The sequence below is a fragment of the Pseudomonas sp. MDT1-16 genome (genome assembly GCF_054898115.1).
In genome coordinates, this window is the sequence record NZ_CM142717.1 from 5,675,828 (window position 1) to 5,696,112 (window position 20,285).

Genomic DNA, 20,285 nt, shown 5'->3' on the forward strand with positions numbered 1-20,285 from the left:
GACGCTCAGGCTGAATTATGGGGTATAACGATCAAAAAGTTGGATCTCAGGCGCCTGAGGCCCGGTCTGCGCACGCCCTGTAGCAGCTGGCGAAGCCTGCGTTCGGCGGCGCAGCCATCGTAAATTCAGGCACTGAGGTGTATCAAACTGACCGAGTCGGCAGGTTTCACGACGGCTCTGCCGCCGAACGCAGGCTTCGCCAGCTGCTACAGGGTTCGTGCTTAGTTTGAGTCGAATGGATAGGGTTGTTTCCAGCGCTCGAAGATCGGTTTCAGCTGACCGCTTTTCACCAGCACGTCCATGCGCTGATCGAACAGCGCCATCAGTGTTCGGGCCTTGGGCGTCTTGGCAAAACACAGATACAGCGGCAATTCCGCGATGTGGGTGCGACGAAACTGCGACGGATCCTTGGCCCGCTTGATGACGTAGTCGACCTCGGTCAACGCGTCGATGTAAAAGTCGGCGCGATTGTGGGTCAACATCGACAAAATCCCGGTACGCCGCATGACTTCGTTATAGCGGCGTACGTTGGGCAGGTAATCCTGATAGTCGTAGCCGCGGACCCAGGCCAGTCGATAGTTGCCCAGGGTTTCCGGGGTCGGTGCGGGGGTGCTGGCCAGCCCTAGGGCGTAGATGTGATCGGTATCGAAGTTCCAGCGCGGATAGAGCAGATCGCTGGACTCATCATGATAGGAGCCGACACACGCGTCGACTTCGCCGCGCTGGGCCAGGCCCATGGAGCGGACGTAGGGTTCGCTGCGGATGTCCAGTTTGACCCCCGCTGGCTCGAAGACTTCCCGCAACACGTCCCAGCCCAGACCGTGGCCATCGGCGGCGGTGTAGTCTTCCCAGTCTTCGCTGGCCAGATGAATCACCGACGGCGTCGTCGCCCCGTCACCCGCCTGGGCGAGCGAGCAAAACATCGTGAAAACCATCACCGCCAACCAGCGTCGAGCCATCCTTAGTCCCCCTGTTTCGCCCTTCAGGCGAAAATCCATACCAGCCCCTGCATCGCCAGCCACGCAAACACCCCGGCCAATACGTCATCAAGCATGATCCCGACGCCGCCATGCACATGCCGGTCGATCCAGTGGATCGGCCACGGCTTGAGTATGTCGAAGAAGCGGAACATCAAAAACCCAGCCAGCAACCAATACCAACCTTCCGGCACCAGCCACAGGGTGATCCACATCCCGACCATTTCGTCCCAGACGATGCCTTCGTGGTCGTGCACCCGCAAATCGTCGGCCACTTTGCCACACAGCCAGAAGCCGAACAGCATGGTGATACCCAGCATCAGCCAGTAGCCCCAGTCGGGCAACATCTGCCACAACGGGATAAAGGGTAGCGCAACTAACGAACCCCAGGTGCCCGGTGCTTTTGGCAGGGTGCCCGAGCCGAAGCCGAACGCCAGGAAATGCCACGGATTGCGCCAGACTGACGGCGGTACGAATTCCGCCGGAACCTGTTTGGGATGATCTGTCACGGTGTCTCCCGAAAATGTTGATAGCCCCGGGCTTGCGGGGTGATGTCATGCCCAACGGCGTCCAGCAGCACCACACCCTGCCCCGTCACAACGCGCCCGACCACATGGATCGGCCAGCCGTCGCTCAACAATTGCGCTAACTCCACGGACGGCAAGGTAAAGGCCAGTACGTAATCATCACCGCCGCTCAGGGCCGCTACTTCTGCACCCGATTGACCGAGAAAGGCGACTAAAGCGTTCGACAATGGCAGCGTGTCCCGTTCAATCTGAATGCCGACCTTCGACGCGAGGGCAATATGCCCGCAGTCCGCGAGCAGGCCGTCGGAGATGTCCAGCGCCGAGGTGGCTTTACCGCGAAGCGCCATTCCCAGCCCAAGCTGCGGCTGCGGCGACCAGTAATGCGCCAGCAGCGGATCGGCGATGGCCGCTTCAGCCGTTCGCTGACCAAGCACCAACGGCAAGGCGCCGGCAGCGTTGCCCAGGTCACCGCCAACGCACAGCAAGTCGCCTGGCTGCGCGCCGCTGCGGGTCAACGCCTTGCCCGCCGGCACACGACCGAACACGGTCATGGTCAGGCTCAACGGCCCACGGGAGGTATCACCACCCACCAGCGCCACACCGCAGCTCTGCGCCATGGTGTTCAAACCACGGGCATAGGCATCCAGCCAATCGGCAGTCACCGTCGGCAACGTCAGGGCAAGGGTAAAGGCAACGGGGGTGGCGCCCATGGCAGCCAGATCGCTGACGGCCACGGCCAGCGAGCGCTGACCGAGCAGAAACGGGTCGCAAGGATCTGCGAAATGCACACCGGCCACGAGAGTGTCGGTGGAAATCGCCAACTGCTCCCCGGGAGGAACAGCCAGCAAGGCGCAGTCATCGCCGATTCCGAGGGCAACGCCTTCGCCGCCCTGCGCACAAGGCGCGGCGGCGAAGAAGTTGCGGATCAGCTCAAACTCGCCCATTGGGTATCAAGCGCGTTTCAGCGCTTGAACGCCTTGACTTCAGCTTCACGCAGACGCGGGGCCAGCTTGTCGAGTACACCGTTGACGAACTTGTGGCCGTCGGTGGAACCGTAGACCTTGGCCAGTTCAATACCTTCGTTGATCACCACGCGGTATGGAACGTCGACGCGCTTGAGCAGTTCCCAGGTGGACAGGCGCAAAACCGCCAGTTCAACCGGATCGAGCTCGTCGATGGTGATGTCCAGGCACGGGCCGAGGGCAGAATCGATCTCGGTCTTGTGCGCCGGCACGCCGTGCAGGATGTCGTGGAAGTAGGCGGCATCGACATCGCTGAAATCGTTATCGACCCGGAACTGCGCTTCGATTTCGTTCAGCGAAGTTTTGGCCATGTGCCATTGATACAGCGCCTGAGTCGCGAGCTGACGGGCTTCGCGACGCTTGACGCTTTTCGATGGCTTGCCGGCATCCGCAGGCTTTGGATCGCGCGGGTTGAAACGATCGCTTTCGTCGCTAATCACTTGGCCTCCAACTGCGCCAGCAGGCTGACCATTTCCAGAGCGGACAGGGCAGCTTCAGCACCTTTGTTGCCGGCCTTGGTGCCGGAACGTTCGATGGCTTGCTCGATGGAATCAACGGTCAGCACGCCGAAAGCGACCGGTACGCCGAACTCCATGGACACCTGGGCCAGGCCCTTGGTGCATTCGCCAGCCACGTATTCGAAGTGCGGAGTACCGCCACGAATGACCGCGCCCAGGGCGATGATTGCTGCGTATTCGCCCTTTTGAGCGACTTTTTGCGCAACCAGCGGGATTTCGAAGGCGCCAGGCGCGCGGATGAGGGTGATGTCGCTTTCGCTCACGCCGTGGCGAACCAGGGCATCAACTGCACCGCTGACCAGGCTTTCAACGACGAAGCTGTTGAAACGGCCTACTACCAAAGCGTAGCGGCCTTTAGGGGCGATGAAGGTACCTTCGATGGTCTTCAGGGTCATTCGTTAGATCTCTTAAAGAGCCGGGACGCGTTTTCTACGCGTCCCTCAGTGATGTGTTAACCGCGAATCAAGGACTGGAAACAACCGGTCATTATTCGGAGGGCACGTATTCTACAACTTCCAGATCGAAACCGGATATCGCATTAAATTTCATTGGCGCACTCATCAGGCGCATTTTGCGCACGCCCAGGTCCCGAAGGATCTGCGAACCGGCACCGACGATGCTGTAGGTGGTCGGTTTTTTCGCCGGTACGTGCTCCGCGGTTTCGCGGATGTGCGCCAGCAACACGTCGCCATCGAGCGGGTGACCGAGCAACAGCACGACGCCGCTGCCAGCCTCGGCCACCGCAGCCATCGCGGCGCGCAGGCTCCAGCGGCCAGGCTGTTTGACCATCAACAGGTCGCGCAGCGGGTCCATGTTGTGCACCCGAACCAGGGTCGGCTCGTCGGCGCACACGGTGCCCAGGGTCAGGGCCATGTGCACGTCGCCTTCCACGGAATCACGATAGGTCACCAGGTTGAATTGGCCCAGTTCGCTGTCCAGCGGCTGCTCGGCAATCCGCTGAACGGTACGTTCGTGGATCATCCGGTAGTGAATCAGGTCGGCGATGGTGCCGATCTTGATGTGGTGCTCGGCAGCAAAAGCTTCCAGTTCCGTGCGGCGGGACATGGTGCCGTCATCGTTCATCACTTCGCAGATCACGCCGCTAGGCTCGAAACCGGCCATGCGCGCCAGGTCGCACGCCGCTTCGGTGTGGCCGGCGCGAGCCAGCGTACCGCCAGCCTGGGCCATCAGCGGGAAGATGTGGCCGGGGCTGACGATGTCTTCAGCCTTGGCGTCTTTCGCGGCAGCGGCTTGCACGGTGCGCGCACGGTCGGCAGCGGAGATACCGGTGGTCACGCCGGTGGCCGCTTCGATGGACACGGTGAACTTGGTGCCGAAACCGGAACCGTTGCGCGGTGCCATCAAGGGCAACTTCAGCAGTTCGCAGCGCTCGCGGCTCATCGGCATGCAGATCAGGCCACGGGCGTGCTTGGCCATGAAATTGATGTGTTCTGGCTGGCAGCACTCGGCGGCCATGATCAGGTCGCCTTCGTTCTCACGGTCTTCGTCATCCATGAGGATGACCATCTTGCCTTGGCGGATGTCTTCAACCAGTTCTTCGATGCTATTGAGCGCCACAAGGCACCCCCTTGGGTCAGGATTTGAGGTAGCCGTTGGCGGCCAGAAAGCTTTCGGTGATGCTTCCGGACGGCCTTTGAAAAGAGTCAGACTCTGCGGCCTTGTCGCCCAACAGCAGGCGTTCCAGATAACGAGCCAGCAAGTCAACTTCGAGGTTCACCCGGCGACCTGGCTGGTAAGACGCCATGATGGTTTCGCTCAGGGTGTGCGGAATGATTGTCAGCAAGAACTCGGCGCCATCGACCGCGTTCACGGTCAGGCTGGTGCCGTCGACGGTGATCGAGCCTTTATGGGCGATGTATTTGGCCAGCTCTTTCGGTGCGCGGATGCGGAACTCCACAGCGCGAGCATTCTCGGTACGGGCAACCACTTCGCCCACGCCATCGACGTGCCCGCTGACCAGATGCCCGCCGAGGCGAGTGGTCGGGGTCAAGGCTTTTTCCAGGTTGACCGGGCTGCCGCTTTTCAGGTCATTCATGGCGGTGCAGTCGAGGGTTTCGCGACTGACGTCCGCCGCAAAGCCGTTGCCTGGCAATTCAACCGCAGTCAGGCATACGCCGTTGACCGCGATACTGTCGCCCAGTTTGACGTCGCTCAGGTCGAGCTTGCCGGTTTCTACGTGTACCCGCACATCTCCGCCTTTTGGGGTCAATGCACGAATACTGCCGATGGATTCGATGATGCCGGTAAACATGGAGTCCTCCTCGAGAACAGGGCTGTCGCGTGGCGCAGGCCCAGAATTATACGCTCGCCGCTGGCGAAGGAATGGCGATGACTCGCCAGTCATCGCCAACCGCACGGATTTCGGTGATTTTAAGTTCCGGCGCGTCTTTCATCTGCGCCAGCGGCCAGTCCAGCAACGGTCGCGCCGAAGAGCCGAGAAACTTGCCGGCGATGAAAATCTGGAACTCGTCCACCAGCCCTTGCTGAGCAAAAGCCCCGGCCAGACGCGGGCCCGCCTCGACCAACACTTCGTTGACCCCACGGGCGGCAAGTTCGACCAGCAGTTTGCGCAGGTCGACCAAACCATCCTCGCCCGCCACGATCAGGCACTCCGGGCCATTGGCGTATTGCTCTTCGATCGCCATGCACGTGGCGACCAGCGCCGGGCCGGCCTTGAAGAACGGCGCGTCCAGCGGCACGCGCAGACGGCCGTCAATCAGCACGCGCAGCGGCAGGCGACTCATGGCCAGGGCCGTTTGTTCAGGGTCCAGGCCTAACTCATCGGCACGCACGGTGAGACGAGCGTTGTCCGCCAGCACCGTGTCGGCGCCGGTCAGCACCACACTCGCCTGGGCGCGCAGGCGTTGTACCGCCGAACGCGCCGCAGGACCGGTGATCCATTGGCTTTCGCCGCTTTCCATCGCCGTGCGGCCGTCGAGGCTCATGGCCAACTTGACCCGCACGAACGGCAAGCCGTGCTCCATGCGCTTGAGGAAACCTTCATTGAGCTTGCGCGCTTCGCCTTCCAGCACACCGCTTTCAGTGGCGATGCCGGCCTGGGCCAGGCGCTGCATGCCACGACCGGCAACCGACGGGTTCGGGTCTTGCATCGCCGCGACTACCCGAGCCACGCCCGCATGTACCAGCGCATCGGCGCAGGGCGGCGTACGTCCGTGGTGGCTGCAAGGTTCGAGGGTCACGTAAGCGGTGGCGCCTCGCGCCTTATCGCCGGCGGCGCGCAGGGCGTGGACTTCGGCGTGGGGTTCGCCGGTGCGCACGTGCCAGCCTTCGCCGACAATCTGCCCGTCCCGCACGATCACGCAGCCCACCCGAGGGTTGGGGTGTGTCGTGTAATGACCTTTGCGCGCCAGTTCCAGGGCGCGAGCCATGTAATGGGCGTCGAGGATGGCTTGTTCTACGGAGGTGGTCATTCTTTCACCGGCTCACGGGCCAGGCGATCGATCTCTTCGCGGAACTCATTGAGGTCCTGGAAGCGGCGATACACCGAAGCAAAGCGGATATAGGCGACTTCGTCGAGCTTTTGCAGCTCGGCCATCACCAGTTCACCGACGACAAGGGATTTAACCTCTCGCTCACCGGTGGCGCGCAGTTTGTGTTTGATGTGCACCAACGACGATTCCAGGCGCTCGACACTCACCGGGCGCTTCTCCAGCGCACGCTGCATGCCGGCGCGGAGTTTTTCTTCGTCGAACGGCTGACGGCTGCCGTCGGTTTTGATCAGGCGCGGCAACACCAGTTCGGCAGTCTCGAACGTTGTAAAACGCTCGCCGCAGGCCAGGCATTCACGCCGGCGGCGTACCTGTTCGCCCTCGGCGACCAGACGCGAGTCGATGACCTTGGTGTCGTTGGCACCGCAGAAGGGACAGTGCATGGTGGCAGGCAACAAAAAAAGGGAGGGCCATGGTAGCGCATCCCGGTGGCAAGACAAGCCATAGGGTTTACGGTATACAGACGGGTTATAGAGCTAGATCCATGGATTTCACCTTGCTGGAGCCGCAAATGTCCCTAAGACCGCTCGTTTTGCTCAGTCTTTTCAGCCTGCTGGTGGCCTGCAGCAGCGATGCGCCCAAGCCCCAGCCACCGACGCCAGGCCCCGCGCCGCAACAGGCGCAGAAGAAAGCCAAGGAGTCAGCCAACCTCGGCCCGCTGCCCGCTTATCAGCGTGAATTGAGCGGCACCCTGCAAGGCGTGCCGGCCGGCGCCGAAGTCGAACTGGCGCTGCTGGTGATCGACGACAAGGACCGCCCGCAGCAATTGCTGGCCAGCTCCAGCCTGATCGGCACCAACCAAGTTCTGCCGTTTCACCTGCGTTTCAACCCGGAATCCTTCCCGGTCGGTGCCCGCGTTGAACTGCGTGGCCGCGCCAGCCAGTCCGGCCAGCTGATTTTGCATCTGCCGTCGCGGGTCATCACGCAGCCAACGACGCAAGTACTGGGTCAGCTGCAATTCGTCAAAGCGCCATGATTGCACCGTTCGACCTGCAACAGGCGTTAGGCGAACTGCTCGGTGACGCACAGCTGGTTGCCTGTGAATTACCGGACACCGATCTGAAGCTTTGGCTGATCGACGGCGACAACATGGACCGCGCGTTCAGCCCGGAAGAAACCCGGCGAATTCTCCATGAGCCGCCTTACTGGAGTTTTTGCTGGGCCAGTGGGCTGGCGGTCGCCCGTTATCTCGCCCAGAACCCGCACTGGGTCGAGGGCAAACGGGTGCTGGATTTCGGCGCCGGTTCCGGAGTGGCGGGGATTGCGGCGGTGAAGGCCGGCGCGCTGGAAGTAGTCGCCTGCGACCTGGACCCGCTGGCGATTGCCGCGTGTCGGGCGAATGCCGAACTCAATGACGTACACCTCAGCTACTCGACAGACTTTTTCGCCGAAGCGGATCGCTTTGATCTGATTCTGGTGGCGGACGTGCTGTACGACCGGGCGAATCTGCCGTTGCTCGATGAATTCTTGAGTCGTGGCCAGGAAGCGCTGGTGGCCGATTCGCGCGTGAGGGATTTTCGCCATCCGCTGTATCAGCGCATTGAAATGCTCGAAGCGATGACCTTGCCCGATCTGGCCGAACCCGAAGAGTTTCGGCATGTGAGCCTCTACCACGCCACACGGACATGATCGTTCCCACGCTCTGCGTGGGAACGATCAGTGTTCCGGCTTCCGGCCACACCCCGCCACGCCGTATAGTTGCCCCATTCACGCTTTTACGAGATCCCCCATGAGTCAGGAAACGCCGTACATCTTCGACGCCACGACTGCCGATTTCGAGCAGTCGGTGATCGAGAACTCTTTCCACAAACCGGTGCTGGTGGATTTCTGGGCCGAATGGTGTGCGCCGTGCAAGGCGTTGATGCCGATGCTGCAAACCATCGCCGAGAGCTATCAGGGCGAGTTGCTGCTGGCCAAGGTCAACTGCGACGTCGAGCCGGACATCGTTTCGCGCTTCGGCATTCGCAGCCTGCCGACCGTTGTGCTGTTCAAGGACGGTCAGCCGGTGGACGGTTTTTCCGGTGCACAGCCAGAATCCGCTGTGCGCGCGATGCTTGAGCCTCACGTGCAAATGCCGCCGCCGGCCGCTGCCGACCCGTTTGAGCAAGCTCAGGCGCTGTTTGATGACAATCGCTTCGCCGACGCCGAAGCCACACTGAAAGTGCTGCTGGGCGAAGACAACACCAGTGCCAAGGCGCTGATTCTCTACGCCCGCTGCCTCACCGAACGTGGCGAGTTGGGTGAAGCGCAAACCGTGCTTGACGCGGTCAAGAGTGATGAGCACAAAGCCGCCCTCGCCGGCGCCAAGGCGCAGATCCAGTTTCTCGGCCAGGCCAAGGATTTGCCGGATGCAGCAGACCTGAAAGCGCGCCTGGCGAAAAATCCGCAGGACGATGAAGCGGTTTATCAATTGGCGATCCAGCAATTGGCGCGTCAGCAGTACGATGCGGCGCTGGATGCGTTGCTCAAGCTGTTCGTGCGCAATCGCAGCTACAGCGAAGGCTTGCCGCACAAGACCTTGCTGCAGGTGTTCGAACTGCTGGGCAACGATCATCCACTGGTGACCACTTATCGTCGCAAGTTGTTTGCTGCGCTTTACTAAGCGTTTTCGATCCAGCTATAGAGCGGCGTATCCCCGCCGCTCGTCACTTTCACATCAGAGCAATGGCGCAAACGCACCAGCAAGCGTTTGCCCGACGCCGCGCTGCCGGTCAATCCTTCTAACTGATCGAGTAAATCCGGCCCGCTCAATTGCCCGACCTTGCGCAGCAAATCCTTCGCGATCTGCCACAGCGCATCATCCTGATTGATAGATTTGGCCGGCGCTGCACTGGCCTCGGGCGTGACCACCTGCAACTGCGCACCGAGCCGTGCCCAGTCCCCGTCATCCATCTCCAGCGTCAAATCCACCGGCCAGTCGCCGATGCTTCCGCGTATACGCAACATAAGTCTGCTCCTGCACATTTCTGATTCGCATGCTCCCATGGGACTTGTGCAACGCCAAGTAGCCGGTCAAACTCTCGGCACTTTCGTTATAAGATCACATAACACAATATTCATTTTACTTTTCGGATACCCGCCATGCGCCGTCTGCTTCTCGCTCTGCCGTTTGCCCTGTTGCCGTTGGCCGTCACCCACGCCGCTGATGAACACGATCATGAGCACGGCAGCCTCGGCGCCCACGAACATGGCGTCGGTCGCCTGAACGCAACGCTGGACGGTCAGACCCTGGAGCTGGAACTGGAAAGCCCGGCGATGAACCTGGTGGGTTTCGAACACGCCGCCACCACCGACGCCGACAAGGCCAAAGTCGCCGCCGTTCGTGCGCAGCTTGAGAAACCGCTGATACTGTTCAACCTGCCGAAAGCCGCCGGTTGCGTGGTTGCGACTCAGGAACTGGAAAGTCCGCTGTTCGGTGACAAACCCGATGCCGATGATGATCACGATGAGGAAGGCAAGGACGAGCACCACCACGACCACAGCGAAATCCACGCTCATTACCAGTTCAGTTGCTCGGCACCGGGCGCGCTGAAAAACCTGGACTTGGCGAACATCTTCAATACGTTCCCGGTGACCCAGAAGATTCAGGTACAACTGATCAGCCCGAGCGGGCAGCAAGGGGTTGAAGTGACGGCCAAGGCTGCCGCCCTGAAATTCTGATCCACCACGCGCCCTGTAGGAGCGAGGCTTGCCCGCGAAGGCGTCATGACAGTCGACATCTCCGCTGGACGTGATGGCCTCTTCGCGGGCAAGTCGGATCGCCGCCCGCTCGCTCCTACAAGGGTCTGGTGTTAAATGTGAAATTGAGACAAACCCATGAAATCGGCGCTATGACCCAAGCACTCATCGAACTGTCCGACCTGGGTTTCAGCTGGCCCGATCATCCGCCGCTGCTGGATATCCCGGCGTTTAGCCTTATGCCCGGTGAAACCCTGTTCCTCAAGGGCCCCAGCGGCAGTGGCAAGACCACCCTGCTCGGCCTGCTCGGTGGTGTGCAGAAGCCCGATCGCGGCAGTATCCGGTTGCTGGGCCAGGAACTGACCGAACTCGGTGCTGGTGCCCGCGACCGCTTCCGCGTCGATCACACCGGCTACATCTTCCAACAGTTCAACTTGCTGCCGTTTCTCTCGGTGCGCGAGAACGTCGAGTTGCCCTGCCACTTTTCCAAACTGCGCGCTGAACGGGCGATCCAGCGCCACGGCAGCGTCGATCAGGCGGCGGCCACCCTCCTCGCCCACTTGGGTTTGAAGGATCAAAACCTGCTCGGCCGCCGCGCCGATTCGCTTTCCATCGGCCAGCAACAACGGGTGGCCGCTGCGCGTGCGTTGATCGGTCAGCCGGAATTGGTGATCGCCGACGAACCGACTTCGGCCCTGGATTACGACGCTCGCGAGAATTTCATTCGCTTGCTGTTCGCCGAATGCCGCGAAGCCGGGTCGAGCCTGTTGTTCGTCAGCCATGATCAGAGCCTGGCACCGCTGTTCGATCGCCACCTGTCGCTGGCCGATCTCAATCGCGCCGCCACGCCGCTGGAGGTTTGAGATGTATTTGTTTCGTCTAGCCATGGCCAGTCTGGCTAACCGTCGCTTCACCGCGATCCTCACCGCGTTTGCCATCGCCCTGTCGGTTTGTCTGCTGTTGGCCGTGGAACGCGTGCGCACCGAAGCCAAGGCCAGTTTCGCCAGCACCATCAGCGGCACCGACCTGATTGTCGGCGCTCGCTCCGGTTCGGTGAACCTGCTGCTTTACTCGGTGTTTCGCATCGGCAATGCCACCAACAACATTCGTTGGGACAGCTTCGAGCACTTCGCCAACAACCCGAAAGTGAAGTGGGCGATCCCGATGTCCCTCGGCGACTCCCATCGCGGTTATCGGGTGATGGGCACCACCGAGGCGTACTTCGAGCATTATCAATACGGCCATCAACAGCACCTGGAACTGGCCGACGGCCGGGCTTTCGCCACCAACCCGTTTGAAGTAGTACTCGGGGCCGAAGTGGCCGATGCGCTGCACTACAAACTCGGTGACAAATTGGTGCTGGCCCACGGTGTGGCGGTGATCAGTCTGGTCAAGCACGACGACAAGCCGTTCACCGTGGTCGGTATTCTCAAACGCACCGGCACCCCGGTGGACCGTACGTTGCACATCAGCCTCGGTGGGATGGAAGCCATCCACATCGACTGGCACAACGGCGTGCCGGCGCGCGGCAACGGTCGGATCAGTGCCGATCAGGCACGCAACATGGACCTGACGCCGCAAGCGATCACGGCGTTCATGCTCGGCCTCAACAGCAAGATTTCGACCTTCGCACTACAGCGTGAGATCAATGAATTTCGTGGTGAGCCCATGCTGGCGATCCTGCCGGGCGTGGCGCTGCAAGAACTGTGGAGTTTGATGAGCACGGCGGAAAAAGCCTTGTTCGTGGTCTCGCTGTTCGTGGTGCTGACCGGGTTGATCGGCATGCTCACGGCGATCCTCACCAGCCTCAACGAACGACGTCGGGAGATGGCGATTCTGCGCTCGGTGGGTGCCCGGCCGTGGCACATCGCGACCTTGCTGGTGCTGGAGGCGTTTGCCTTGGCGTTGTCCGGGGTAATCGCCGGTGTAGCGCTGCTTTACGTGTGTATTGCCGCAGCTCAGGGCTACGTGCAGGCGAATTACGGCTTGTACTTGCCGCTGGCCTGGCCAAGTGAATATGAATGGACGCTGCTCGGTGGCATCCTGATCGCCGCGTTGCTGATGGGCAGCGTGCCGGCCTGGCGCGCGTATCGCCAATCCTTGGCCGATGGCCTGTCGATTCGTTTATGAGGACGTTGAACATGCCCCGCGCTGTGCTTGCGCTGTTGATGCTGATCGCCCTGCCGCTATGGGCGGCCGAACCGAAAGACCTGACCTGGTCGGAAATGATCCCGCCGGACGCCGCGCCGGAAGTGCCCAACATGACGCCGCTGCACGACCTGTCGCAGATGGGCAGCGCGTTGGCCGCCGAGTCGGCACCCGCGGCCAAGCAAGACATGCCGAATGCACCGGTGGTAAAAAGCCTCGACGGCCGGAACATTCGGTTGCCGGGCTACATCGTGCCGCTGGAAGTGAGTGAAGAAGGTCGCACCACGGAGTTTCTGCTGGTGCCGTATTTCGGCGCCTGCATCCACGTGCCGCCACCGCCATCGAACCAGATCGTGCACGTCAAAAGCGCGGTCGGTGTGAAGCTCGATGAGTTGTATCAGCCGTACTGGATCGAGGGTGCGCTGCAGGTCAAAGCATCCAGCAGCGAATTGGCCGACGCGGGGTATCAGATGGAGGCGGACAAGATTTATGTGTATGAGCTGCCAGAGTAAATGACGCCCCTATCACTGTTTCATTGAGCTGAATCAAAAGACCGTACCAGACGGCTCCGTACCATTGGACATCAAATATTTTTAACGTCCTTTGGAGCCCTCAATGCACAAGTCCAAGCTCTGCGCTTCGCTGTTTGCCCTCGCGCTCGCAGCACCGCTAGCCTACGCCCACGAAGCTGGCGACATCCTCGTTCGCGCCGGTGCGATCACCGTCAACCCGAAAGCCGACAGTTCCAGCGTCAAGGTTGATCAGGGCCCGTTGAAGGGTGCCGATCTGGGTGGCAAGGCCACCATGAGCAGCGACACGCAACTGGGTTTGAACTTCGCTTACATGGTCACCAACAACTGGGGGATCGAACTGCTGGCGGCCTCGCCGTTCGAGCATGACGTGAAGATCAAAGGCACCGCCCTGGGCGCGGCCAACGGCAAACTCGGCAGCCTGAAACACCTGCCACCGACGCTGAGCGTTGTGTACTACCCACTGGACGGGAAGTCCGCATTCCAGCCGTATGTTGGCGCCGGTATCAACTACACCTGGATTTACGACGAGCACGTCGGCAGCGCAGCCAGCGCCAACGGCTTCAGCAACTTCAAGGCGGATAACTCCTGGGGCATGGCGTTTCAGGTCGGCGCCGACTACATGATTACCGACAACATCATGATCAACGCCCAGGTGCGCTACATCGACATCGACACCACCGCTACAGTGGAAAATAACGCAGTGGCACCGGGCACTCGCGCCAAGGTCGATGTGGACGTGGACCCGTTCATCTACATGGTTGGCCTGGGTTACAAGTTCTAAAAATGCCGCACAAAAAAGGCGCCTCGAAAGGCGCCTTTTTTGATCGTTCCCACGCTCCGCGTGGGAATGCAGCCCGGGACGCTCCGCGTCCCAACAATCATCAGCGCCCCAGCAACCGCGCCAGGCCGACACGCATCGGTGTCTGCTCAGGGTAGGTAAAGCGCTCCAGCAAACGCTGATTGTTCGCTCGCGAGTGACGGATGTCACCGGAGCGCGCCGGGCCATAGCTCACCGGTGGCAATTGACCGACCACTGCTTCAAGGGCTTCAAGCATTTGCTTGAGGGTCGTGGCCTGGTTCCAGCCGACGTTGACCGCGCCGACTTCGACCTTCGGTTTCTCGATGGCTTGCACCAGCAAGTCGACCAGGTCTTCGACGTAGACGAAATCGCGAGTCTGCTCACCGTCACCGAACACCGTGATCGGCAGGCCCTTCTGCGCGCGCTCGCTGAAAATGCTGATCACCCCGGAGTACGGCGAGGACGGATCCTGGCGCGGGCCGAAGATGTTGAAAAAGCGGAACACCACCGGCGCCAGACTATGCTGGCGACGGTAAAAATCGAAGTAATGCTCACTCGCCAATTTGTCCGAAGCGTAAGGCGTCAACGGTGCCTTGGGCGTGTCTTCGTCGATCGACTCGCCTTCGCCATTGTTGCCGTAGACCGCTGCACTGGACGCGAACAGCACCCGTTTGACACCGACCTGGCGCATGGCTTCGCAGACATTCAGCGAGCCAATGAAATTGCTCTGGTGAGTCTTCACCGGATCATCCACCGACGCCTGCACCGACGCCACCGCAGCCAGGTGCGCCACAGCGCTGCAACCGACCATCGCCCGCGCGACCAACTCGGCATCGGCGACATCGCCGACGATCAGTTCGACGCCGGGATTGTCCAGCGGCAAGTTGCTGCGTTTGCCCGTGGAGAGGTCATCGAGAATGCGCACCGAATGGCCCTTGGCGAGCAAGGCATCGGTGAGGTGCGAGCCGATGAAACCGGCACCGCCGGTGATTAAAACAGGGCCGTCAGCCATGGCGATAAAACCTATCCAATAAGCCCGGGAGAGCCGCACGCCAGGCGCGGGGCTTGATCCCGAAGGTGTGCAGAATTTTCTTGCAGGCCAACACCGCGTGTTGCGGCTCTTCGGCGGCGTCCGGTCGCGCGGCGTGAGCCTGGGCAGTCGGCGCTTCGATGGCCAGCGGGTGCAGGGCACGTGCTTCGGTGAGGATCGCCTGCCCAAGCGCCAGCGGCGTGGTCGCCTCATGCCCGGCGTAATGGTAGGTGCCCCACAGCGGCGCCGAGCAATCGAGTTGCTTGAGCACCGAGATGATCACCCGGGCAGCGTCATCTACCGGCGTCGGATTGCCCCGACGGTCGTCGGCCATCAACAGTTCTTCAGGTAGTTCGGCGCGACCGAGAAAACGCCCGAGAGTGCCGTCGGGACTGTCATCAAGCAGCCAGCCGAATCGCAGCAGCACGTGTTGCGGGCAAGTGGCGCGTACGCTTTGTTCGATTCGCCACAAGGCCTGACCGCGCAGGCCCAGGGGCACAGGTTCGTCTTTTTCGCTGTAGGCCGTCGCCCGGGAGCCGTCGAACACTCGATAACTCGACGGTTGCAGCAGAACGATGTTGTGATGCTGGCACAGTTCGGCCAGACGCTCGATCGCCCGCTCCTGCCCGGCCAGACGCTGCTCGCTGACCGTCTCCGCCTGAAACCAGTCGAAGTAATAGGCGAGGTTGATCAACGCGTCTGGACGGGTGTCGTCGAGCAGTTGCGTCAGGGTCGCGGCATCCCAGCCGTCTTGCGGTGGGCGGGGGGCGAGGAAGCCGATGTCTTCCTCCGCACCGAGGCGAATCAGCGCCTGCCCAAGGGCATTTCCGCCGCCCAGTAACATAAGGCGCATTCGCATAAAGTCAGCAGGCCCAGTCTGATTGAAACAATGGCTTTATCGACACCGCTCGCGGGCGATGCCGTCGATAGTGCCGGAATCGTTGCATTTTGCGGGTTTAGAGCGCAACCGTCATCCGTAAAGTGTAGATCCCCTGGATTTGTGGTGCGGCTAATGGCCCCTTCGCGGGCAAGCCTCGCTCCTACAGGTGATCGCATTCCCTTGCAGGAGCGAGGCTTGCCCGCGAAGAGGCCCTCAGCATCGGCGAAGGTCTTGAGCGGTACTTGCATCTTCCCCGACTCGCCCGCATAAATCAGGACATGAATCTGCCCATCCCAACGGACAGCGCCCTGGCAGGCTTCCACCCCGCCGTCAGTGCCTGGTTCAGTTGCACCTTCCCGACGGTCACCGCCGCCCAGGCCCGGGCGTGGCCGTTGATCCGCCAGCACCGTTCGACCTTGATCGCCGCCCCCACTGGCTCTGGCAAAACCCTCACCGCGTTCCTCGCGGTCATCGACGACCTGGTCCACCGCGGATTGGCCAACGGCGGCCATCTGCCGGATGAAACCCTGGTGGTCTACGTCTCGCCCCTTAAAGCCTTGTCCAACGACATCCAGATCAACCTGCAAAACCCGCTGGCCGGCATCACCGAGCAGTTACGCGCGATGGGCCTGCCCGAACTGCAGATCAACACCGCCGTGCGCACCGGCGATACGCCGCAAAAAGACCGCTCGGCGATGCGCAAGAACGCCCCGCACATTCTGGTGACCACCCCGGAATCCCTTTACGTGCTGCTCGGTTCCGACTCCGGCCGACAAATGCTCAGTACCGCCCGCACGGTGATCGTCGACGAAATTCACGCGATCGCCGCCAGCAAGCGCGGCAGCCACCTGGCCCTCAGCCTCGAGCGACTGCAAGCGTTGTGCGCACAACCGCTGATGCGGATTGGTCTTTCTGCCACGCAAAAACCCATCGAAGCCGTCTCGCAATTTCTGGTTGGCCGGGATCGCGAGTGCGAAATCATCGACATCGGCCATGCCCGCCCGCGAGATCTGGGCATCGAAGTGCCGCCCGTGCCGTTGTCGGCAGTCATGGCCAACGACGTCTGGGAACGGGTCTACGACCGCCTCGCAGCCCTCGCCCGCGAACACCGCACCACCCTGATTTTCGTCAACACCCGGCGCCTCGCCGAACGCCTGAGTCGACACTTGAGCGAGCGTCTTGGTAACGAGGCGGTGGCCGCCCACCACGGCAGTCTGGCCAAGGAATTTCGTCTCGACGCCGAGCAACGGCTCAAGCGCGGAGAGTTGCAAGTGCTGATCGCCACCGCGTCCCTGGAACTGGGGATCGATATCGGCGAGGTCGACCTGGTCTGCCAGATTGCCTCGCCGCGCTCGATTGCCGGGTTCCTGCAACGCGTCGGCCGCTCCGGGCACCAGGTTGGCGGCACGCCCAAGGGCCGCTTGTTCGCCACCACCCGCGACGACCTGATCGAATGCGCCGCCCTGCTCGACTGCGTGCGGCGCGGCGAACTCGACACTTTGCAGATTCCCAAGGCACCGCTGGACGTGCTGGCCCAGCAAATCATCGCCGAGGTGAGCTGCCAGGAATGGCAAGAGCAGGCGTTGCTGGAGATGTTTCGCAACGCCTCGCCGTATGCCCAACTCGACGAAAAACATTATCAGGCGCTGCTGCAGATGCTCGCCGAAGGCTACAACGGTCGCCTGGGTATCCGCAGCGCTTACCTGCACCGCGACGCCGTGACCCGCACCCTGCGCGGTCGCCGGGGCGCCAAACTGACCGCCGTGACCAGCGGCGGGACCATCCCGGACAACGCCGACTACAGCGTGCTGCTGGAACCCCAAGGGCTGAACATCGGCAGCGTCAACGAGGACTTTGCGGTGGAAAGCATCGCCGGCGATGTCTTCCAACTGGGCAACACCTCCTACCGAATCCTGCGCGTTGAAACCGGCAAGGTCCGGGTCGAAGACGCTCAGGGCCAACCGCCGACCATTCCGTTCTGGCTTGGTGAGGCCCCGGGCCGCAGTGCTGAACTGTCGTTCGCCGTGGCACGCTTGCAAGCGCAACTTGATGAGCTGCTGGGTGCCACACCCGGTAATTTGCAGCCGGCAATCGACTGGCTGACCGACACCCTCGGCCTGAACCTTGCCAGCGCCGAACAATTGGTCGATTACCTGGCCCATGCGCGCCTGACCCTCGGCGCCCTGCCATCCCAGGACACGTTGCTGATGGAGCGGTTTTTCGACGAGTCCGGCGGCACGCAACTGATCATCCACACACCGTTCGGCAGCCGTATCAACCGCGCCTGGGGGTTGGCCCTGCGCAAGCGCTTCTGCCGCACCTTCAACTTCGAATTGCAGGCTGCCGCCAGCGAAGACGCCATTGTCCTGTCGCTGTCGACCAGCCACAGTTTTGAGCTCGATGACGTCTGGCGCTACCTGCACAGCAACAGCGCCGAACACACCCTGGTTCAAGCCGTGCTCGATGCGCCGCTGTTCGGTGTGCGCTGGCGCTGGAATGCCGGGGTGGCGTTGGCGCTGCCGCGTTATACCGGCGGGCGCAAAGTCGCGCCGCAGATCCAGCGGATGAAAAGCGACGACCTGATTGCCAGCGTGTTTCCCGAGCAGATTGCCTGCTTGGAAAACCTCGCCGGCGAACGGGAGATTCCCGACCATCCATTGGTGGAACAAACCCTCGACGATTGCCTGCACGAGGCCATGGACAGCGAAGGCTGGCTAGCGTTGTTGCGGCGTATGGAACGTGGCGACATCCGCCTGATCAGCCGCGATTTACCAGCCCCCTCGCCGCTGGCCGCGGAAATCCTCAGCGCCCGGCCCTACACCTTTCTCGACGATGCACCGCTGGAAGAACGCCGCACTCAAGCGGTACTCAACCGTCGCTGGAGCGATCCGCAGTCCACCGACGACCTCGGTGCGCTGGATGCGCAAGCCATTCAAGCCGTGCGCGAGGAAGCCTGGCCAACGCCGAGTGGCGCCGATGAAATGCATGAGGCGTTGATGAGCCTCGCATGCATCAGCGACGTCGAGGCGCAGGCCAATCCAGACTGGCTCGATTGGCTGAACGCCCTGGCCGACAGCGGTCGCGCCAGCCGCTTGCAAGTCAATGCAGGGCAAGCGCTATGGTTGGCACTGGAGCGGCTGACTTGCCTGAACGCGATTTATCCACAAGCTATTTTGCAGCCACGGCTGGAGGCGTTGCCCGGGTTCGATGAAGTCTGGGCGCCGGACAAAGCGGTGCTCGAAGTGCTTCGTGCGCGGCTCAGCGCGTTCGGTCCGCTGCCGCTGAAAGCGATTGCCGAACCGCTCGGACTACCGGCGACTCAAGTCACCCAGGCGTTGGCGCAACTGGAACGCGAAGGCTATGTGCTGCGCGGCCAATTCACGCCCGCCACGGGTGAGGAAGAATGGTGCGAACGGCATCTGCTGGCGCGGATTCACCGCTACACCGTGAAGCGTCTGCGGCGGGAAATCGAGCCCGTGGCGCTGCAAGACTTCATGCGTTTCCTGTTCGACTGGCAGCATCTGTCCGCCGCGACCCAAGGCCAGGGCAGCGCAGTGTTGCCAGCAATAGTCGGTCAGTTCGAAGGCTATCCCGCCGCTGCTTCAGCCTGGGACAGCGACCTCCTGCCAGCGCGGATCAAAGGCTATTCGGCGAGTTGGCTGGATGACCTGTGCCGTAGCGGCAAATGGGTGTGGACGCGCCTGACCGCGCGCAACAAGAGCGCCAGCACGGCGTTGCGCAGCACGCCGATTCTGCTGTTGCCCCGCAGTCGGGTCGGGTTGTGGAGCGGGTTGACCGAGCAGACGCCGGCCAGCGAGCTGTCGCCCAAGACACAGAAAGTGTATGAAGCGCTCAGCCAACACGGCGCGCTGTTTTTCGATGAGCTGATTCACGAGGCTCATCTGCTGCGCTCGGAACTGGAAATCGCCTTGCAGGAATTGGTCGGCGCCGGGTTGGTGAATGCCGACAGCTTCGCCGGCCTGCGAGCGCTGATCACCCCGGCCAGCAAGCGACAAAATCGCAGCAGCCGCCGCGGGCGCGGAGCGTTTGTCGGCGGGATGGACGATGCCGGGCGCTGGGCGCTGTTGCGGCGCGGGGCGCCTGCGCCGGTTGTGGATAACCAGCGCCCGGCGCCCACGCCGACCGACACCCTTGAACATATCGCCATGACCTTGCTCCGGCGCTACGGCGTGGTGTTCTGGCGTGTGCTGGAACGTGAAGCGGATTGGTTGCCGAGCTGGCGAGAATTGCTACGCACTTTCCATCGGCTGGAAGCTCGAGGCGAGATTCGCGGCGGACGGTTTGTCAGTGGCTTGGCCGGTGAACAATTTGCGTTGCCCGAGGCCATTCCTTTACTGCGCGAGGTGCGGCGACGGCCGCATGACGGGAGTTTGATTGCCGTGTGCGGGGTTGATCCGCTGAACCTCGCCGGGACGCTTCTGCCGGGAGTAAAAGTGCCGGCCTTGGCGAGTAATCGATTGGTGTATCGCGATGGATTGCCCGCCGCTGCCGAGATTGCCGGCAAGCAGCTTTTTTGGTTGGAGTTGGATCAGCAATCGACTACCGAGCTACATAACAAACTGATCCGGCATTGATGTTTTCCGGGCTGGCCCTTTCGCGAGCTTGCTCGCGATGAGGCCATC

At 61.7% G+C, this 20,285-nt stretch carries 21 protein-coding genes; 9 read left to right on the forward strand and 12 right to left on the reverse strand.

All coding sequences use genetic code 11. The annotated features are described in order from the left end of the window. Positions 1–221 precede the first annotated feature (221 nt). From ACYZT3_RS26215 to nrdR, 9 genes are all read right to left on the reverse strand, one after another. On the reverse strand, positions 222–959 hold the full coding sequence (locus ACYZT3_RS26215; RefSeq protein ID WP_282379194.1) for a substrate-binding periplasmic protein: 738 nt from the start codon (positions 957–959) through the stop codon (positions 222–224). Between the two features lie 23 nt (positions 960–982). Next, a complete protein-coding gene (locus tag ACYZT3_RS26220; RefSeq protein ID WP_150782649.1) occupies positions 983–1,486 on the reverse strand; it encodes a phosphatidylglycerophosphatase A family protein in 504 nt (167 codons plus the stop codon). Then, positions 1,483–2,448, reverse strand: coding sequence for a thiamine-phosphate kinase (gene thiL / locus ACYZT3_RS26225; RefSeq protein WP_462031058.1), 966 nt, complete (start codon positions 2,446–2,448; stop codon positions 1,483–1,485). The genes ACYZT3_RS26220 and thiL overlap by 4 nt, the downstream gene beginning before the upstream one ends. A gap of 17 nt (positions 2,449–2,465) precedes the next feature. Continuing rightward, positions 2,466–2,966, reverse strand: a complete 501-nt coding sequence (gene nusB / locus ACYZT3_RS26230; protein ID WP_131062003.1) for a transcription antitermination factor NusB — start codon at positions 2,964–2,966, stop codon at positions 2,466–2,468. Continuing rightward, positions 2,963–3,439: a 6,7-dimethyl-8-ribityllumazine synthase gene (gene ribH, locus ACYZT3_RS26235; protein ID WP_095109665.1), complete on the reverse strand. Its 477-nt coding sequence runs from the start codon at positions 3,437–3,439 to the stop codon at positions 2,963–2,965. The genes nusB and ribH overlap by 4 nt, the downstream gene beginning before the upstream one ends. Before the next feature lie 91 nt (positions 3,440–3,530). Further along, the gene (gene ribBA / locus ACYZT3_RS26240) at positions 3,531–4,622 is read right to left on the reverse strand and encodes a bifunctional 3,4-dihydroxy-2-butanone-4-phosphate synthase/GTP cyclohydrolase II (RefSeq protein WP_462031059.1); all 1,092 of its coding nucleotides are present in this window, start codon (positions 4,620–4,622) and stop codon (positions 3,531–3,533) included. 16 nt (positions 4,623–4,638) lie between these two features. Continuing rightward, the gene (locus tag ACYZT3_RS26245; protein ID WP_282379210.1) at positions 4,639–5,316 is read right to left on the reverse strand and encodes a riboflavin synthase; all 678 of its coding nucleotides are present in this window, start codon (positions 5,314–5,316) and stop codon (positions 4,639–4,641) included. Positions 5,317–5,362: 46 nt separating this feature from the next. Beyond that, positions 5,363–6,496 (reverse strand): bifunctional diaminohydroxyphosphoribosylaminopyrimidine deaminase/5-amino-6-(5-phosphoribosylamino)uracil reductase RibD, encoded by a 1,134-nt coding sequence (gene ribD / locus ACYZT3_RS26250; RefSeq protein WP_282379212.1) that lies wholly within the window; start codon positions 6,494–6,496, stop codon positions 5,363–5,365. Further along, positions 6,493–6,957, reverse strand: a complete 465-nt coding sequence (nrdR, locus tag ACYZT3_RS26255) for a transcriptional regulator NrdR (protein ID WP_003228656.1) — start codon at positions 6,955–6,957, stop codon at positions 6,493–6,495. Before nrdR ends, ribD begins: the two co-directional genes overlap by 4 nt. A 128-nt stretch (positions 6,958–7,085) precedes the next feature. Here nrdR and ACYZT3_RS26260 point away from each other — a divergent pair, with 128 nt between their 5' ends. From ACYZT3_RS26260 to trxA, 3 genes are all read left to right on the forward strand, one after another. Then, positions 7,086–7,550, forward strand: a complete 465-nt coding sequence (locus tag ACYZT3_RS26260) for a YbaY family lipoprotein (protein WP_282379337.1) — start codon at positions 7,086–7,088, stop codon at positions 7,548–7,550. After that, positions 7,547–8,203 carry a class I SAM-dependent methyltransferase gene (locus ACYZT3_RS26265; protein WP_282379215.1) on the forward strand — a complete coding sequence of 219 codons (657 nt, stop codon included), beginning with the start codon at positions 7,547–7,549 and terminating at the stop codon, positions 8,201–8,203. Before ACYZT3_RS26260 ends, ACYZT3_RS26265 begins: the two co-directional genes overlap by 4 nt. 100 nt (positions 8,204–8,303) lie before the next feature. Then, a complete protein-coding gene (trxA, locus tag ACYZT3_RS26270; protein WP_282379217.1) occupies positions 8,304–9,176 on the forward strand; it encodes a thioredoxin in 873 nt (290 codons plus the stop codon). Here the strand turns inward: trxA and ACYZT3_RS26275 are convergent. Then, positions 9,173–9,520 (reverse strand): hypothetical protein, encoded by a 348-nt coding sequence (locus ACYZT3_RS26275; RefSeq protein ID WP_462031060.1) that lies wholly within the window; start codon positions 9,518–9,520, stop codon positions 9,173–9,175. The genes trxA and ACYZT3_RS26275 overlap by 4 nt on opposite strands. Before the next feature lie 135 nt (positions 9,521–9,655). Between ACYZT3_RS26275 and ACYZT3_RS26280 the strand changes: the two genes are divergently transcribed. The 5 genes from ACYZT3_RS26280 (at position 9,656) to ACYZT3_RS26300 (ending at position 13,714) form a co-directional block, all read left to right on the forward strand. Then, complete coding sequence (locus ACYZT3_RS26280; RefSeq protein ID WP_462031061.1) at positions 9,656–10,234, forward strand: DUF2796 domain-containing protein; 579 nt, start codon at positions 9,656–9,658, stop codon at positions 10,232–10,234. 170 nt (positions 10,235–10,404) lie between these two features. Beyond that, entirely contained in the window at positions 10,405–11,115 is a 711-nt protein-coding gene (locus tag ACYZT3_RS26285; protein WP_282379222.1) for an ABC transporter ATP-binding protein, read from the forward strand. A 1-nt stretch (position 11,116) separates the two neighbouring features. After that, the gene (locus ACYZT3_RS26290; RefSeq protein WP_282379223.1) at positions 11,117–12,382 is read left to right on the forward strand and encodes an ABC transporter permease; all 1,266 of its coding nucleotides are present in this window, start codon (positions 11,117–11,119) and stop codon (positions 12,380–12,382) included. An 11-nt stretch (positions 12,383–12,393) separates the two neighbouring features. After that, positions 12,394–12,912: a DUF3299 domain-containing protein gene (locus ACYZT3_RS26295; RefSeq protein ID WP_282379224.1), complete on the forward strand. Its 519-nt coding sequence runs from the start codon at positions 12,394–12,396 to the stop codon at positions 12,910–12,912. Between the two features lie 103 nt (positions 12,913–13,015). After that, complete coding sequence (locus ACYZT3_RS26300) at positions 13,016–13,714, forward strand: OmpW/AlkL family protein (protein ID WP_462031062.1); 699 nt, start codon at positions 13,016–13,018, stop codon at positions 13,712–13,714. 100 nt (positions 13,715–13,814) lie between these two features. Here ACYZT3_RS26300 and ACYZT3_RS26305 read toward each other — a convergent pair whose 3' ends face one another. Continuing rightward, the gene (locus tag ACYZT3_RS26305) at positions 13,815–14,744 is read right to left on the reverse strand and encodes an NAD-dependent epimerase/dehydratase family protein (protein WP_462031063.1); all 930 of its coding nucleotides are present in this window, start codon (positions 14,742–14,744) and stop codon (positions 13,815–13,817) included. After that, positions 14,737–15,621 (reverse strand): sugar nucleotide-binding protein, encoded by an 885-nt coding sequence (locus ACYZT3_RS26310; RefSeq protein ID WP_046053235.1) that lies wholly within the window; start codon positions 15,619–15,621, stop codon positions 14,737–14,739. The genes ACYZT3_RS26305 and ACYZT3_RS26310 overlap by 8 nt, the downstream gene beginning before the upstream one ends. A 299-nt stretch (positions 15,622–15,920) precedes the next feature. Here ACYZT3_RS26310 and ACYZT3_RS26315 point away from each other — a divergent pair, with 299 nt between their 5' ends. Then, positions 15,921–20,237 carry a DEAD/DEAH box helicase gene (locus ACYZT3_RS26315; RefSeq protein ID WP_462031064.1) on the forward strand — a complete coding sequence of 1,439 codons (4,317 nt, stop codon included), beginning with the start codon at positions 15,921–15,923 and terminating at the stop codon, positions 20,235–20,237. The last annotated feature ends 48 nt before the right edge of the window (positions 20,238–20,285 follow it).